At 69.1% G+C, this 15,000-nt stretch carries 12 protein-coding genes; 11 read left to right on the top strand and 1 reads right to left on the bottom strand.

Annotation, left to right across the window (positions count from 1 at the left end; translation table 11 throughout):
• The first annotated feature begins 282 nt into the window (after positions 1–282).
• Both RNB18_RS12810 and RNB18_RS12815 read left to right on the top strand, forming a co-directional pair.
• Positions 283–2,856, top strand: a complete 2,574-nt coding sequence (locus tag RNB18_RS12810) for a GmrSD restriction endonuclease domain-containing protein (RefSeq protein ID WP_311714226.1) — start codon at positions 283–285, stop codon at positions 2,854–2,856.
• Positions 2,857–3,087: 231 nt separating this feature from the next.
• Positions 3,088–4,980: a DUF2075 domain-containing protein gene (locus RNB18_RS12815; RefSeq protein ID WP_311714227.1), complete on the top strand. Its 1,893-nt coding sequence runs from the start codon at positions 3,088–3,090 to the stop codon at positions 4,978–4,980.
• A 150-nt stretch (positions 4,981–5,130) separates the two neighbouring features.
• Here the strand turns inward: RNB18_RS12815 and RNB18_RS12820 are convergent, their stop codons facing one another.
• On the bottom strand, positions 5,131–5,640 hold the full coding sequence (locus RNB18_RS12820) for an ATP-binding protein (RefSeq protein WP_311714228.1): 510 nt from the start codon (positions 5,638–5,640) through the stop codon (positions 5,131–5,133).
• A 149-nt stretch (positions 5,641–5,789) separates the two neighbouring features.
• On the opposite strand from RNB18_RS12820, the gene RNB18_RS12825 reads away from it, so the two are divergent.
• From RNB18_RS12825 to RNB18_RS12865, 9 genes are all read left to right on the top strand, one after another.
• Entirely contained in the window at positions 5,790–6,656 is an 867-nt protein-coding gene (locus RNB18_RS12825) for a helix-turn-helix domain-containing protein (protein WP_311714229.1), read from the top strand.
• Positions 6,653–6,874 carry a DUF397 domain-containing protein gene (locus RNB18_RS12830; protein WP_311714230.1) on the top strand — a complete coding sequence of 74 codons (222 nt, stop codon included), beginning with the start codon at positions 6,653–6,655 and terminating at the stop codon, positions 6,872–6,874. Before RNB18_RS12825 ends, RNB18_RS12830 begins: the two co-directional genes overlap by 4 nt.
• A gap of 931 nt (positions 6,875–7,805) precedes the next feature.
• Positions 7,806–8,858 carry a lytic transglycosylase domain-containing protein gene (locus tag RNB18_RS12835; RefSeq protein WP_311714231.1) on the top strand — a complete coding sequence of 351 codons (1,053 nt, stop codon included), beginning with the start codon at positions 7,806–7,808 and terminating at the stop codon, positions 8,856–8,858.
• Positions 8,859–8,912: 54 nt separating this feature from the next.
• Positions 8,913–9,953 carry an RNA polymerase sigma factor gene (locus tag RNB18_RS12840; RefSeq protein ID WP_311714232.1) on the top strand — a complete coding sequence of 347 codons (1,041 nt, stop codon included), beginning with the start codon at positions 8,913–8,915 and terminating at the stop codon, positions 9,951–9,953.
• Between the two features lie 195 nt (positions 9,954–10,148).
• Entirely contained in the window at positions 10,149–11,093 is a 945-nt protein-coding gene (locus tag RNB18_RS12845) for an ABC transporter ATP-binding protein (RefSeq protein ID WP_057614802.1), read from the top strand.
• On the top strand, positions 11,090–11,860 hold the full coding sequence (locus RNB18_RS12850; RefSeq protein WP_311714233.1) for an MlaE family ABC transporter permease: 771 nt from the start codon (positions 11,090–11,092) through the stop codon (positions 11,858–11,860). The genes RNB18_RS12845 and RNB18_RS12850 overlap by 4 nt, the downstream gene beginning before the upstream one ends.
• 3 nt (positions 11,861–11,863) lie before the next feature.
• Positions 11,864–12,697 (top strand): MlaE family ABC transporter permease, encoded by an 834-nt coding sequence (locus tag RNB18_RS12855; protein ID WP_311714234.1) that lies wholly within the window; start codon positions 11,864–11,866, stop codon positions 12,695–12,697.
• A 5-nt stretch (positions 12,698–12,702) separates the two neighbouring features.
• Entirely contained in the window at positions 12,703–13,938 is a 1,236-nt protein-coding gene (locus RNB18_RS12860) for an MCE family protein (RefSeq protein WP_311714235.1), read from the top strand.
• Positions 13,935–14,972 (top strand): MCE family protein, encoded by a 1,038-nt coding sequence (locus RNB18_RS12865; RefSeq protein ID WP_266522556.1) that lies wholly within the window; start codon positions 13,935–13,937, stop codon positions 14,970–14,972. Before RNB18_RS12860 ends, RNB18_RS12865 begins: the two co-directional genes overlap by 4 nt.
• Positions 14,973–15,000: the final 28 nt, after the last annotated feature.

Below are 15,000 nucleotides of genomic sequence, written 5' to 3' on the forward strand. Positions count from 1 at the left end.
CTCCCGAGGTCGTATGCGTGCGGACGGCGCCGGCCCCGGCACCTTGGTGACGGTGCGCAGCCGGCCCCGTACGACGGCCACGCGCCGTAGTGAGATGTCGTCGGGTCGATGCCCTCGACGAGCAGCCAGAGCACCTCGTACTGGTCTTCCGGTCAGCATGGCGCCTACGCGCTGTGGTGCGCGTGTTGGACGAGAACTGAAGCATTGCCGTGACTGTAAGCGGGAAGCCCTATGGTCGTTCCCACGTGCCACGACCGCATCAACTGCCAAGGGGGGACCACGATGCAGGCGAAGGAGACGCTGTTCGCCGATCTCGTGCAGGGGAGGGCCCAGCAGTTCCAAGTGCCGCTCTACCAGCGGACGTACTCCTGGACGGAGAAGCAGCTCAAACAGCTGTGGAGCGACATCCTGGAGCAGGCCGAGTTGATCGAGCGCGGAGAGAGGGCGAACACGCATTTCCTGGGGTCCGTCGTCCTCGCGCCGTCGCCGCAGAACGATGCGACGTTCCCTCGCTGGCTTGTCGTCGACGGCCAGCAGAGGCTGACCACACTCTCCCTCGCCCTGGCCGCGATCCGCGATCACGTCAGGGACGCCAAGCCGCGCGACGCCGAGCGCATCGACGAGCAGTACCTGATCAACAAGTGGCAGAACGGCAGCGACCACTTCCGGCTGCTGCCGACCCAGGCGGACCGGTCGCAGTTCGCCGCGCACGTCCGTGGCCCGCTCACGGAACAGGCCGCCGGCGGCGGTGTCGCAGCTGCCTACTCCTTCTTCCGCCGCAAGCTGGTCGAGGCGGCCGATCCCGCCGCCCCGCAGGACGTGTTCCGCATCGAGCAGGCCATCACCTCCCGGTTGACGCTGGTGACGGTGACCGCCGAGCGCGGCGACAACGTGCACCGCATCTTCGAGTCCCTGAACAACACCGGACTCAAGCTCAGCCAGGCGGACCTGCTGCGCAACTACCTGTTCATGAAGCTGCCCACCCGCGGTGAGCATGTCTACGAGACCTACTGGCTGCCGCTGCAGGCCAGCTTGAGCAACGAAGAGCTGGAACAGCTCATGTGGCTGCAACTGGTCCTCGACGGCGACGACCGGGTGCGCCGCCAAGACCTCTACGCGGCTCAGCAGCAACGCTTCGAGCGCGGCAGGGCGAGCGAGGAGGACATCGAGGCCTACATCGGGGAGTTGCACCGCAGTGCCGCTCTCTTCCGCCGCCTGCTGCACCCCGAGGAGGAGCCGGACACATCGGTCCGCGCCCAACTGCACCGCTTGGACGCCTGGCAGGCGCAGGTCACCTATCCCGCGCTGATGCTGCTGCTCGACCGGCGCGAGCGGGGGGACCTCGACTCCTCGGACGCGGCCCGTGCGATGTCGTACATCGAGAGCTTCCTAGTGCGCCGGATGATCTGCCGGGTGCCGCCCAACAACCTCAACAGGATCTTCCAGGCCGTTCCCGGGCAGCTCCCACTCGACGTGCCCGTCGCCGACGGACTGCACCAGTTGCTCTCCGCCGACAACCGGTTCTGGCCCACCGACGACCAGCTGCGCGAGAAGATCCGGAAGGCACCCTTCTACCAGTTCGGACGGCCGCAGCAGCGCAAGATGGTGCTACAGCGACTGGAGGAGAGCTACGAGCATCCGGAGCCGGTGGACTTCGCCGCCGCGCAGCTCACCATCGAGCACGTCATGCCGCAGTCGCCCGGCGACGAGTGGCTACAGATGCTGGGCGAGGATGTGGCCGACGGAGAGCGCGTGAAGGACCTGCACTCCGGGCTGCAGCACACCCTCGGCAACCTGACGCTCACCGCGGTCAATTCGGAGCTGTCGAACCACCCCTTCGAGCGCAAACAGGGCCTGCTCCACGGCAGCCACCTGGAGATGAACCGTCGCATCGCCGCCACCGAACGGTGGGGCGCGAAGGAGATCTTCGCGCGCGCCGACGAACTCGCCGACCGTGCGGTCGCGTTGTGGCCGGCCCCTCTGCGCGGAGTCGGCCGCGCCGAGCGCAGCCGGGACTGGCACCTGGCTCACCAGGTGCTCGCGGCACTCCCCCACGGCATGTGGACGTCGTACGGGGATCTCGCCGCGTTCCTCGGCTCCGGAGCCCAGGCTGTGGGCAACCACCTGGCGGCAACACCGGGGGTGGCCAACGCGTACCGGGTGCTCACCTCCGAGGGCAGGGTCTCCGAGGGATTCCGCTGGGCATCTGAGGACGAGGGCGGCGACGTCCGTTCCCTGCTGACGGCCGACGGCATCCGGTTCACAGTGACCGGATCCGCCGATCCGGTCCAGCGCCTCACCGCCGACGACCTCGCGCTGCTGGTCACTGACGACGACGACCGGGCTGAGAGCGAGGACACCGCACAGCGGACGCCGGGCAGCAGCCAGGGCGAGGAGACGCGCGCCGACCGGTTCTTCCGCCAGCTCGCGGCGGACGACTCCCCCGAGACGGTCGAGGCGGTGCGCGCCCTCTTCGCCCGATGGGAGAAGCTCGGCGGCTGGATCGGGCACGGGGCGGGCCAGGTCATGACGAGCGCGTTCCTCATGCTCGGGGAGGCGGGCGCGCCGGGCCGCGGCATCTGGCCGCTGACGCTCTACCCGGGCGGTGGACGGGGCGGCACGGCGGAGGTGGTGTTCCAGTACCTGGCCGCCCGCGAACCGTTCACCGACCGAGCACTGCGCGCCGAACTCCTCACCCGGCTCAACGAATTGGAGGACGTAGACATCCCGGAGGGCAAGCTGGAGCTGCGCCCCAACTTCCGTCTGTCAGTGCTGGAGAAGGACCGCAACCGCGAACTGCTCGCCGAGACCCTGGCGTGGTTCCAGGGCCGCTGGGAGGAGCGGGGCACGGCCTGAGCGCACTAGCCTGGACACGGGGTCGCTGACTGGCTACGGGCGGCGCTCGGCGAGCGAGACTCCACCTGACCGACCCCTCCCCCGCCCCCTCCCCGTGATCGACTCGCTCACCTAGGATGGCGAGCAACATCTCAGCGGCCCGACGGGCTTCCTGATCCGCCTACTTGGCGGACTCCGCAGGACATGCCCCCACCCGCACGAGTCTTCTTCGTGCTGCATGGGGGCTTTTTCTTGCTGTTCCGTGAGTCCGCGGCGTCCGTGGCCGCCCGCCTCCTCGAAGGGTCGCTGGCGCTGCATCTGACCGAGAACTTCCGTCACCAGCACGGCCGAAGGCCCGCACAGGCGGAGATACGGTCCTGGGAGCGCAGCCTCCCCGCCCTCGTCAACGCGCTCATCGAGGCCGGGCTCGACGATGTTGAGGTCCTCGTCGAGTACAGCCTTCCCCTGACCAGCAAGCGCGCGGACGCCGTACTCGCCGGCGTGCATCCGACCACAGGCGAACCGTCGTACGTCGTCGTGGAACTCAAGCAGTGGAGCGCGGCCTACCCGGAGGAGGACGAGCCGCTGCTGTGCCGGATCGACGCGTACGCTCAGCCCGTCCTCAACCCGATCGAGCAGGTACGGGGCTACTGCGAGTATCTGCAGTCGTTCAACGGTGCGTTGGAGCGGATGCCCAACTCGCTGGCCGGCGTGGCGTTCCTACACAACGCGACCGAGTTCCAGATCGCGGGACTGAGGAACGTCGAGGAGAGCCAGTACGGGCGGATGTACACCGGAGAACAGCGCGGCGCCTTCCTTGACTTCCTGCGCTCGCGGCTCGCCGCGAAGCCCGGCGCACACGTGGCCGACGTACTGCTCGACGCCAAGGTGCGGCCGTCGAAGCAGCTGATGTCCGTCGCGGCAGCCGAGATCCGCGACCGCGAGCAGTTCGTGCTCATCGCCGAGCAGCGGGTCGCGTACGAGAAGGTGATGTCCGCCGTCCGCAAGGCCAAGCGCGGCAACCACAAGCAGGTGATCGTGGTGACCGGCGGTCCCGGATCCGGCAAGAGCGTCATCGCGTTGTCGGTCCTGGGTGAGCTGTACCGCCGCGGAGTACCCGCGCTGCACGCGACTGGATCGGCGTCGTTCACCAAGACGATGCGCAGGGTCGCAGGGCACAAGAAGCGTGAAGTGCAGCAGCTGTTCATGTACTTCAACAGCTTCATGGACGCCGAGCCCAACGACCTCGACGTGCTGATCTGCGACGAGGCCCACCGTCTGCGGAAGACCTCCGCCAACCGCTACACCAAGGCGGCACTCCGCACCGGACGCCCCCAGGTGGCGGAACTGATCGACGCGGCCCGGGTCCCCGTGTTCCTGCTCGACCAGCACCAAGTGGTGCGACCCGGCGAGATGGGGACCAGGCAGGAGATCGAACGGGCCGCCGCCGCAGAGGGCCTCGACTGCACGGTGGTGGAACTGGACGGCCAGTTCAGGTGCGGCGGGAGCGACGCGTACGAGAAGTGGGTCATCGACCTGCTCGGCCTCGACGGCGGCACGCCCAGCCAGTGGGAGCCCGACGGCAAGCTGCAGCTACTGACCGCCGAGACCCCTCAGGAGCTGGAGGACTTCCTCGTCGCGCGCCGGGAGGAGGGCTACGGCGCCCGCATGTCGGCCGGCTACTGCTGGAAGTGGACCACGAAGATCACACCCGACATGACGACACTCCCCGAAGATGTCGTGATCGGCCAATGGTCCCGCCCCTGGAACCTCTACGGCGACCGCTCCGCCCTCGGCGCACCACCCGCACCCCTCTGGGCCACCGACCCGGCCGGCTTCGGCCAGGTCGGCTGCGTCTACACCGCGCAGGGATTCGAGTACGACTGGTCCGGCGTGATCATCGGCCCCGACCTGGTCTGGCGAACGGACCGCTGGGTAGTGGACCGCTCGGCGTCGAAGGACCCGTCTTTCACGAAGGCCACACCGGACGACGACGTCGACCGCCTCATCCGCAACACGTACAAGGTGCTCCTGACCCGGGGAATGGTCGGGACAATCCTCTACTCGACGGATGCGGAGACACGCGAGAAACTGCGGTCCCTCATTCATCCGGCATCGCGGGCCGAGGTGCCGGAACTCGTGTAGTTCGGTGTGCGCGGGAGGTGCTCAGCCGGTGGCGCCGGGATTGCGTGATCGCTGGCTCCCCGTGAGGTTCGTCCGGTGTCGATGCCGTCTCATACGAGGCGGTGCACTTCCGGACGACGCCCTCATGCGGCCAGAACATGGGTAGGGCCTTCAGTCCCACCCAGGTTCGGCGGGCACCCGGCAACGCACCTGCTTCCCAATCGCCGACCTCCGCACGTCCCATCCCGGCGCAAGCAGCTCGACTAGGCCCAGCCCACGTCCGCCTTCTGCTTCCGCGCTATCGAGCGGCGTTGCCCGGCGCATCGGCAGCGCGCCGGGGTCCGGGTCATGAACGTTCACCGCGACGCCGTGCGCCGTCACGTACACCTCGACTACGAGCGGTACGTAATCGCCGTAGGCACGTACCGAGTTGCCGACGAGCTCTGAGAGGACGAGTTGCGCAGAGTCGACGGCCTCGTCCTCGATGCCCTGAGCCAACAGTTCGGCGCGGGCCAACTGCCGTACAGCGCAGAGATTCTGGGGTGAAGCGCAAATGTGAGCGGCGAAGCCGTGGGGGCGAGGACGGAGGTAAAAACCGAGGGTCGGTGGGGTGAGTGGTGATGCGTGTGCGGTGGTACCGAGGAGCGCTGGGTGAGCAACGAGGGGCGGAGTGGGGTGCATGTCGCTTGGCCTCCGGGTTGGTTGACGGGACTGCCCCAGCTTCAGCCCCAAGCACAACTTTCCCCCTCAGGTAGAAAACTTCCAACCCGAAGGAGTGAAGTTCTCGCTACGCTGTGCGATCCACGCGAAGGCGTTGCCAGACTCCCCACATGCCCAACTCACCACTCGTTCCGACCGTTCGACGCCGCCGACTGGGCGCGAGCCTGCGGCGCCTTCGCAGTGACGCCGGCATGACACTCGAGGCCGCTGCCGGCGCCATGGGCTGGAGGGCACCGAAGCTCTCGAAGATCGAGGGCGCCACCCAGTCGATCAGCCCAGCAGACGTTGGTTCCCTGCTGTCGGTCTACGGCGTGGAAGACGCACAGGTAAGGGACGCACTGAGCGACCTCGCTCGGGACGCTGGAAAGAAAGGCTGGTGGCAGACGTACAGCGCGATCGTCTCGCCTTCGTACGCCGACTACATCTCCCTCGAATCAGACGCCGAGACGATCTACACCTGGTCCCCGCTGGTCGTACCAGGCCTGTTGCAGACAGCCGCCTACGCGCGAGAGACGATCGCTGGCGTGACGACGTCACGCACACCGGAAGAGGTGGCTGCCCTGACTGAGGTACGGATAGCCCGTCAGTCCGTCCTCTCCCGCCCGGGCACAGCTCCAGAGCTGTGGACCATCGTCCACGAGGCAGCACTGCACCAGCGCTTCGCCGTACGCCCCGCGATCATGCGTGAGCAGCTCCGGCGGCTGCTCGACGTTTCGGAGATGCCCAACGTCACCGTGCAGTTGATGCCGCTGGACTCCACCGCGCACCCCGGCGTCGTGGGCGGCTTCACCCTGACTGGCTTCCCCCAACCGATGCCCTCCGTAGTGCTCTTGGAAAACCTCAGCGGCGCGACATACGTTGAGGGCGACGACGCGACGCCCTTCGCCAAGGCCTTCGAACGCATCCGCGCGACAGCGCTTCCCGTGGAGGACTCGCTCGCGAGAATCGCCGAGCTGGAAGAGGGCCACCGGAAGTGAACGACCCCAGGGCTGAGCTGTACGCGTACGACCTCACCGAGGCGATATGGCGGAAAGCATCCGCCAGCGGCGCGGAACACGACTGCGTCGAGGTCGCAGAACTCCCCTACGGCGCAAGGGCCGTCCGTGACTCCAAGAACCCCAGCCGCGAGCCCCTCCGCTTCACAGCCTCGGAGTGGGCTGCCTTCCGCTGGGGCGTCATCTCCGGAGAACTCTGACTCAGGCCGAAGCAGACGGCGGTCTCCAGTCTCACTCAGGGGCCCGAGCCGCGATGGGGATCAGGCCTCTGACCCGGTATTTCAGCGTCGGGATGACGGGATGTGAACCCACGACCTCTTCGTCCCAAAGGACGGGCGACCGGTGAGCGAGGTCCACCAGGTCATCGCTGCGGATAAGGCCGCCTACCCGGGGCCCTGCTGTGCCGTGTCCTGCGCGTGGTCCGCTCCTCGTTCACGCCTGGCTGGAAGCGGAGAGAAGGTCCTGTCCTGCCATCCGCCACCCCCCGACCAAACCGCAGAACGCGGCTCTGACCTAGGGAAACAAAGAGCGGCAGACGAGTCGGGCTGTACGCCGGGGACAGCTGCAAGGCATGTGAAAGCGGCCGCTGAGCTGCGCGGCCGTTGCGCGTGACCAGAGACCGTGCCCATCGCGTGCACACCGGCCGGAACAGGCTCGGCTTCGAGGACAGGTACCGGCAGTCCAGGGGATCCGCGACCAAGGAGGGGCGGCCGAGGAACTCATCGAGCAAGCCGGGCTGCGGCTTGCAGCCCGGTCAAGCAGTTCGCATGCCGCTCGGTCGCTTGCAGCCACTCCGCCCCGCAGACCGGTCGTGCCCCTGCACGCCAGTCGCGTCCTCATCCCCGCACGCCGGTCGCCGCCTCGCCCCGGCACGCCAGTCGCCGCCTCGAACTCCGCAGGCCGCTCGCGACCTGCCCGGAACCGCTGGCCTGACACCGCGAAGCCCTCATGCCGGCACCCGCGCGTCTCGCCGGGTCCGCCATCGCGAGCGCGCCGCCCCGGCCGCTCGGGGAGATCTTGACGGACGTGCGTGCGGACCCCGTTTCCTGAAATCGCCCCGCTCCGTGCGACGGACCCGCCGCCCTGGCACGTAGAGCAGACGACATCAGTTCACCGGGAGGGGAGCACGACGTGGCAGGGCACAGAGTCAGAGGCGCCAGGGGTACGGCGATCGCGGCGGCGACCATGGCGGCTCTGACCGCGTCACAGGCGCCGGCGGCGCTTCCGGCACGGGCCTCCGTACCCCCGCGGCAGGCGCCCGCCGAGCACGGGCCGAGCGTGTCGGGCGACACCCGGTACCGCACCGAGCTCCCGCCGCTGCGGACCCGGAAACGCAAGGGCGGGGCGTCGGTGGCGGGCGCCGCGCTGCCGGTGAGCGTGTTCGCCGCCTACCGGCAGGCCGAGGCAGAGCTCGCGCGCACCGCGCCCGGCTGCCGGCTGCGGTGGCAGTTGCTGGCCGCGATCGGCCAGGTGGAGTCCGGGCAGGCGCGTGGCGGTCGGGTGACGGCGGACGGTACGACCGTGGCGCCGATCCTCGGGCCGCGACTGGACGGCGGCCTCTTCGCCGTCGTGCGGGACACCGACGGAGGCGCGTACGACGGGGACCCGGCCTACGACCGGGCGGTCGGACCGATGCAGTTCATCCCGTCGACCTGGGTCCGCTGGGGCACGGACGGCAACGGCGACGGGCGGGCCGACCCGGACAACGTCTTCGACGCGGCGCTCGCCGCCGGGCGCTACCTGTGTGCGGGCGGGCGAGACCTCTCCGACCCGGCCGAACTGGACCGGGCGGTCCTCGGTTACAACCACTCGCAGGACTATTTGCGCACGGTCAGTGCCTGGTACGCGTACTTCCTGGAGGGGCACCGGGTGGTGCCGGACAGCTCCGCGAAGGCGTCGACACGCCCCGAGCCGTCGCGGCCGAAACCCACGCCGGAGCCGACATCGTCCCCCTCCCCCAGCGCCTCCCCGTCCCGGACTCCGTCCGCGCCTGACTCGCCGGCCCCCACCAGGTCACGTCCGGCGGGCGGGGCCGAGAGGACCGAGGAGCCCCAACTCCCTCCGCCCGGCACGGACATCGAGCTGCCCGGCGACGATCTGCTGCCCAGCGACGGTCCGCTGACCAGCAACAATCTGGATTTGATGGCCTCCTCCCCCTCCCCAACCGCGGATACTGGGCGGTAATGTCGCCACCCGCCGGACGGCACAGGACCGGCGGGTGAGCGCAAAGGGGCCCTCATGGCGACGGACATGCCGGACATGCCTGCTGAGATACAGGCGGCCCACGACCGTTGGCAGCGCATGTGGAGTCACCGCGAGCAACTGCTCAAGGTGGCCCGGCGCAGGTCGATGAGCCCGGAGGACGCCGAGGACGCGGTGCACGAGGCGATGCTGCGCGCCGCGGAGCGCCCCGACCTGGACGACGAGCGCCTCGGCGGCTGGCTGACGACCGTGACCATGCGGCTGTGCGTCGATCGATACCGCCAGGTCAACCGTGAGACCGAGGTACACCGCAGCCCCACACTCGCCGCGCCGGGTCCGGTGCCCGTCGAGGAGGCGGTGTGCGACCGGGCCGAGGCCAGGTGGCTGGCCGTGCGCAGCGGGGAACTGCCCGCGCGCCAGGCCGAGGCACTCCGGCTGAAGTCCGAGGACCTCGACGTCGGCCAGGTCGCCGTGCGCATGGGGCTGAGCTATCGCACCGTCGAGTCGCTGCTCGCCCGGGCCCGGCGCACGCTGCGCAACTCGCTGGCCGGAACGCTGGGGCTCGCCCTGTTCCTGTGGGGGCGCGGCAGGCTGCGCGCGGGCGGACACGCGCAGGCCGTGGTGGTGACCTCGACGGCCGCGAGCCTGGTGGTGGCGGGGTTCGTGTTGCCGTACGTCCACGACGGGGACGGGCAGGGCACAGCTCCCCGTCCCTCCGTGTCCCGCATGGCCCAGGCGACCACGGAGACCGGGCCCGACAGCGTCAGCCGGGTCGCCGCCCCGAACGCCCGTGATCTCTCGGCCGCCTCGACGTCTCCCGCAGCGACGCCGGCGGTGCCGCCCGGCGATCACGACCGGTCGCTGCTGCCTCTGTCGGTGCCACCGCTTCCGGATGCCTCGCTGTCACCAGTGCCGTCCGTCCCCGACGTCCCCGGCGTGTCCGACCTGCCTAGCGTGTCCGGCCTCCCCGATCTGCCGGCCACGTCCACGGTCCCGACGACGCTTCCGTCCCTCCCGAAGGCTCCCGCCACGCCCCCCGCCCCGGCCGACGTACCGACCCCGACCGCGCTGCCATAGCACCGCTGGAAGAGCACTGCCCTAGCACCGCCGGAAGAGCACTGCCGTAGAACCAGCGGAAAAAGCGCGGCCGCCGAGCCGCCGGAACCCCGGCCGCAAGACCCCCGAAAAAAAACCGCCTCCGTCGCGACGGACGCCCCGCCCCTCCCCGTAGAGCAGATGTCGAAGCTGCTCCACGGCCGAAGGGTGGACTGGATGGGTGTCGAGATCTGTGTGGAAGGGCTGACCAAGTCCTTCGGTCACCAGGTCATCTGGCAGGACGTCTCGCTGACGCTGCCCGCCGGGGAGGTATCGGTCATGCTCGGCCCCTCGGGCACGGGCAAATCGGTGTTTCTCAAGACGCTCGTCGGACTGCTGAAGCCGGAGCGGGGTTCCGTGAAGGTCGCGGGCCGGGACGTCACCAAGCTGCGCGAGCGCGACCTGTACGAGGTGCGGAAGCTGTTCGGGGTGCTGTTCCAGGACGGCGCGCTGTTCGGCTCGATGAGCCTGTACGACAACATCGCTTTTCCGCTGCGGGAGCACACCCGTAAGTCCGAGAGCCAGATCCGGCGCATCGTGCTGGAGAAGATGGACATGGTCGGGCTGATCGGTTCGGAGGGGAAGCTGCCCGGCGAGATCTCCGGCGGCATGCGAAAGCGGGCCGGTCTCGCCCGAGCCCTGGTCCTCGACCCCGAGATCATCCTCTTCGACGAACCCGACTCCGGCCTCGACCCCGTACGCGTCGCCTATCTCAACCAGCTGATCGTCGACCTCAACGCACAGATCAATGCGACCTTCCTGATCGTCACCCATGACATCGCCTCGGCCCGCCAGGTGCCGGACAACATCGGGCTGTTGTTCCGCCGTGAGCTGATCATGTTCGGCCCCCGCGAGAAGCTGCTGACCAGCGACGAGCCCGTCGTACGGCAGTTCCTGAACGGCCGGATGCAGGGCCCCATAGGGATGGCCGAGGAGAAGGACGCCGCGCAGGTCGAGCAGGAGCTGGCCCAGCTCGGCGACGGAGCGCACACAAAATCTCCCGGCAGCCAGGCTCTGACTCCCCGCCTGCTGCCGGGACCAGGCATCACCAGGCCACCCCGCTGGGAGGCGATCGCGAGACGCGAGGCCGAGCTGCGCCAAAAGGCGGTGACCGGCGCATGAGGCTGTCACCGACCGGAGCCCTCAGACAATCCGGGAACCTCTTCGCGTTGGCGCTGGACGTCGTCCGGACCATCCCCCGACGGCCCTTCCAGGCACGGGAGTTCATCCAGCAGGCCTGGTTCGTCGCGAGCGTCACGATCCTGCCGACGGCCCTCGTGTCCATCCCCTTCGGCGCGGTCATCGCGCTGCAGATCGGCAGCCTGACCCGGCAGCTGGGCGCCCAGTCCTTCTCCGGAGCCGCCTCGGTCCTTGCGGTGTTGCGGGAGGCCTCACCGATCGTCACCGCCTTGCTGATCGCGGGCGCCGGCGGCACGGCGATCTGCGCGGACCTCGGGGCCCGGAAGATCCGCGAGGAGATCGACGCGATGCAGGTGCTGGGCATCGACCCCATCCACCGGCTGGTCGTTCCGCGGGTCCTTGCGTCGATGGTGGTGGCGGTGCTGCTCAACGGCCTGGTCTCGGTGGTCGGCGTCGCGGGCGGCTACTTCTTCAACGTCGTCCTGCAGAACGGCACACCCGGCGCCTATCTCGCCTCCTTCACCACGCTCGCCCAGCTCTCCGACCTGTGGGCGGCGGAGATCAAGGCGCTGGTGTTCGGTGCGATCGCCGCGATCGTCGCCTCGTACAAGGGACTCACCGCGAAGGGCGGTCCGAAGGGTGTGGGCGACGCGGTGAACCAGTCGGTGGTGATCACCTTCATGTTGCTGTTCGTAACGAACTTCGTGATGACCGCGGTGTACTTCCAAGTCGTCCCGCAGAGGGGTTAGCCGATGCGACGGATACGACCTCAAGGACTCCTCGACCACCCACTCCGTTCCCTCGAAGAGCTGGGCGCCCAACTCTCCTTCTACGGCCGCTCGTTGGCCTGGACGGGCCGCACCCTGCGCCGCTACAAGAAGGAGATCCTGCGGCTGCTCGCCGAGGTGAGTTTCGGGCGCGGCGCCCTCGCCGTCGTGGGCGGCACGGTCGGCGTCATCGCCTTCCTGTCGTTCTTCACCGGCACGGAGGTGGGCCTGCAGGGGTATGCCGCGCTCAACCAGCTCGGCACCTCCAACTTCGTGGCGTTCCTCTCGGCGTACTTCAACACCCGGGAGATCGCCCCGCTGGTGGCCGGGCTCGCGCTGTCCGCCACGGTGGGCGCCGGGTTCACGGCGCAGCTGGGCGCGATGCGGATCAGCGAGGAGACGGACGCCCTCGAAGTCATGGGCGTCCCCTCGCTGCCGTTCCTGGTGACGACCCGGATGATCGCCGGTTTCGTCGCGGTGATCCCGCTGTACGTGGTCGGGCTGCTGTCCTCGTACTTCGCCGCCCGCACCATCACCACCGGCTACTACGGGCAGTCGGCGGGCACCTACGACCACTACTTCCAGCAGTACCTGCCGCCGGTCGACGTGCTGTGGTCCTTCGGGAAGGTGCTCGTCTTCGCCGTCCTGATCATCCTGGTGCACTGCTTCTACGGCTACTACGCGAGCGGCGGCCCGGCCGGCGTCGGCGTCGCCGTGGGCCGCGCCGTGCGCACCTCGATCGTCGCGATCAACGTCCTGGACTTCTTCCTGTCGCTCGCGATCTGGGGCGCCAACACAACCGTACGGATTGCGGGGTGAGCCGAATGAGGGTGCTGAGACTGCGGTTGTACGGCGTCGTGTTCCTCGCCGTGCTCGCGCTGCTGCTGTCGCTGTCGGTCGCCGTGTACCAGCAGGTGTTCACCCCGGCCGTACGGATCGAGCTGGAGGCCGACAGCCTCGGCAACCAGCTCGATCCCCGCGCCGACGTCAAGCTGCGAGGACTGCTGGTCGGCGAGGTGCGCGCGGTGCACGCCGACGGGACGAAGGCGACGCTCGACATCGCGCTCAAGCCGGAGTACGTCACGCACATCCCGTCCGACGTGCACGCGCGCCTGCTGCCCAAGACGCTGTTCGGCGAGAAGTACGTCGACCTGGTCGCGCCCGCGCGCCCCTCGGCCAGGCCCATCCGCGCGGGGGACGTCATCACCCAGGACCGCACCCGCGTCGGCATCGAGCTCCAGCAGCTGATGAACGACCTGCTGCCGCTGCTGCGGACCGTGCAGCCCGGCAAGCTCAACGCCACGCTCTCCGCGTTCGCCACCGCCCTCGAAGGGCGCGGCGACCGGATCGGCGCCAACCTCACGCGCGTGGGGGACTATCTGCACCGGCTCAATCCTCACCTGCCCTCCCTCACCGAGGACTTCGCACGCCTGGCCGACGTCGCCGAGGTGTACGGCGACGCGGCTCCCAACCTGATGGAGATCCTGCGCAACACCGTCACCACCAGCCGCACCATCGTCGAGCAGCGGGACCGGCTCGCGGCCGCGCTCACCACGACGGCCACCGCCGCGGCCACCGCGGACGACTTCCTCGACGCGAACGGTGACCGGCTGATCACCCTGGGCCGGGTCTCCCGCCCCACGCTCGCCCTCTTCGCCCGCTACTCGCCCGAGTACCCCTGCCTTCTCGCCGGCCTGGTCCATGAGGAACAGGCCTCCGAGCAGGCGTTCCGCGGCGGCAAGATGCACATCACGCTCGAAGTCGTCCGCCGGCAAGGGGCGTACGAACCCGGTGAGTATCCCCGCTACGACGACCGGTCGGGGCCCGACTGCCGCGACCTGCCCCATCCCCCGGTGCCCGCCCCCGGGGTCCACCTCAACGACGGTTCGGCGAAGGGCAGTTCGTCCGGTCCGGTCGGCGTCTCCGCCACCCGGGCGGAGCAGCGCTCCGTCGGCTCGCTCGTGGCGCCCGTCATGGGCGTACCCGCCGACGAGGTGCCGCCGGTCGCGACCCTGCTGTTCGGACCGATGGCGCGCGGAACGGCGGTGAGCGTCGCATGAGGACGTCAGGAGCCCGGCAGGCCGCCGCCCCGCTGATCAAGTTCAGCCTCTTCGCCCTGGTGACAATCCTGGCGACCGCCCTGCTCGCCGCCACCATCGTCAACATCTCCCTCACCCCCGAGCACACGTATCGCGCGGTGTTCAGCGATGTGACGGGCCTGGAGAAGGGCGACGACATCCGGGTGGCCGGGGTGCGGGTCGGCGAGGTCGAGGGCATCCGGATCAAGGACCGGACGCTGGCGGAGGTCACCTTCACCGTCAGCGCGGAGCGTCCGCTGCTGAACAGCACCGGCGCGGTCATCCGCTACCGGAACCTGGTCGGACAGCGCTACGTCGCCCTGACCGAGGGCGCGGGAGACGGCACCCTGCTGAGGCCAGGCGCCGCGATCCCTCTGTCGCGCACGCAGCCCGCGCTGGACCTCAACGCGCTGCTGAACGGCTTCAAGCCACTGTTCGCCGCGCTCAGCCCGCAGGACGTCAACCAGCTCGCCACCGAGATCATCCGGACTCTCCAGGGTGAGGGCGGCACCGTCAACAGCCTGCTCGTGCACACGGCTTCGCTCACCACGACCCTGGCCGGCCGCGACAAGCTGATCGGGTCGGTGATCGACAACCTCAACACCGTGCTGGAGACGCTGGACAAGCGTGGCGCCCGCTTCTCCGGGCTCCTCAAGCAGCTGCGTCGGGTGATCTCGGGGCTGTCCGCCGACCGCAAGCCCATCGGACAGTCGCTGGTGGGCATCGGCGACTTGACGGACGCCACCGCGGGGCTGCTCAAGGACGCACGTCCGCCCCTGAAGGACGACATCGCAGAGCTGACCGATCTCACCGGAACGCTCAACAAGAACGAGAACACCGTGGAGGGCGTCCTGAAGCGGCTGCCGAACAAGCTCAACGCGCTGACGGGGACGGCGTCCTACGGCTCCTGGTTCAACTTCTACCTCTGCGACTTCGACGGCCGGATCGTGCTGCCGAAGACGAAGCAGGTGCTCACACCGGAGCTGCACGTGGCGAGGGCGAGGTGCGGCGCATGACGAAGCACTTCCTTCCGCGCAGGACCCG

This window comes from Streptomyces doebereineriae, assembly GCF_031845645.1.
Classification (GTDB): domain Bacteria; phylum Actinomycetota; class Actinomycetes; order Streptomycetales; family Streptomycetaceae; genus Streptomyces; species Streptomyces canus.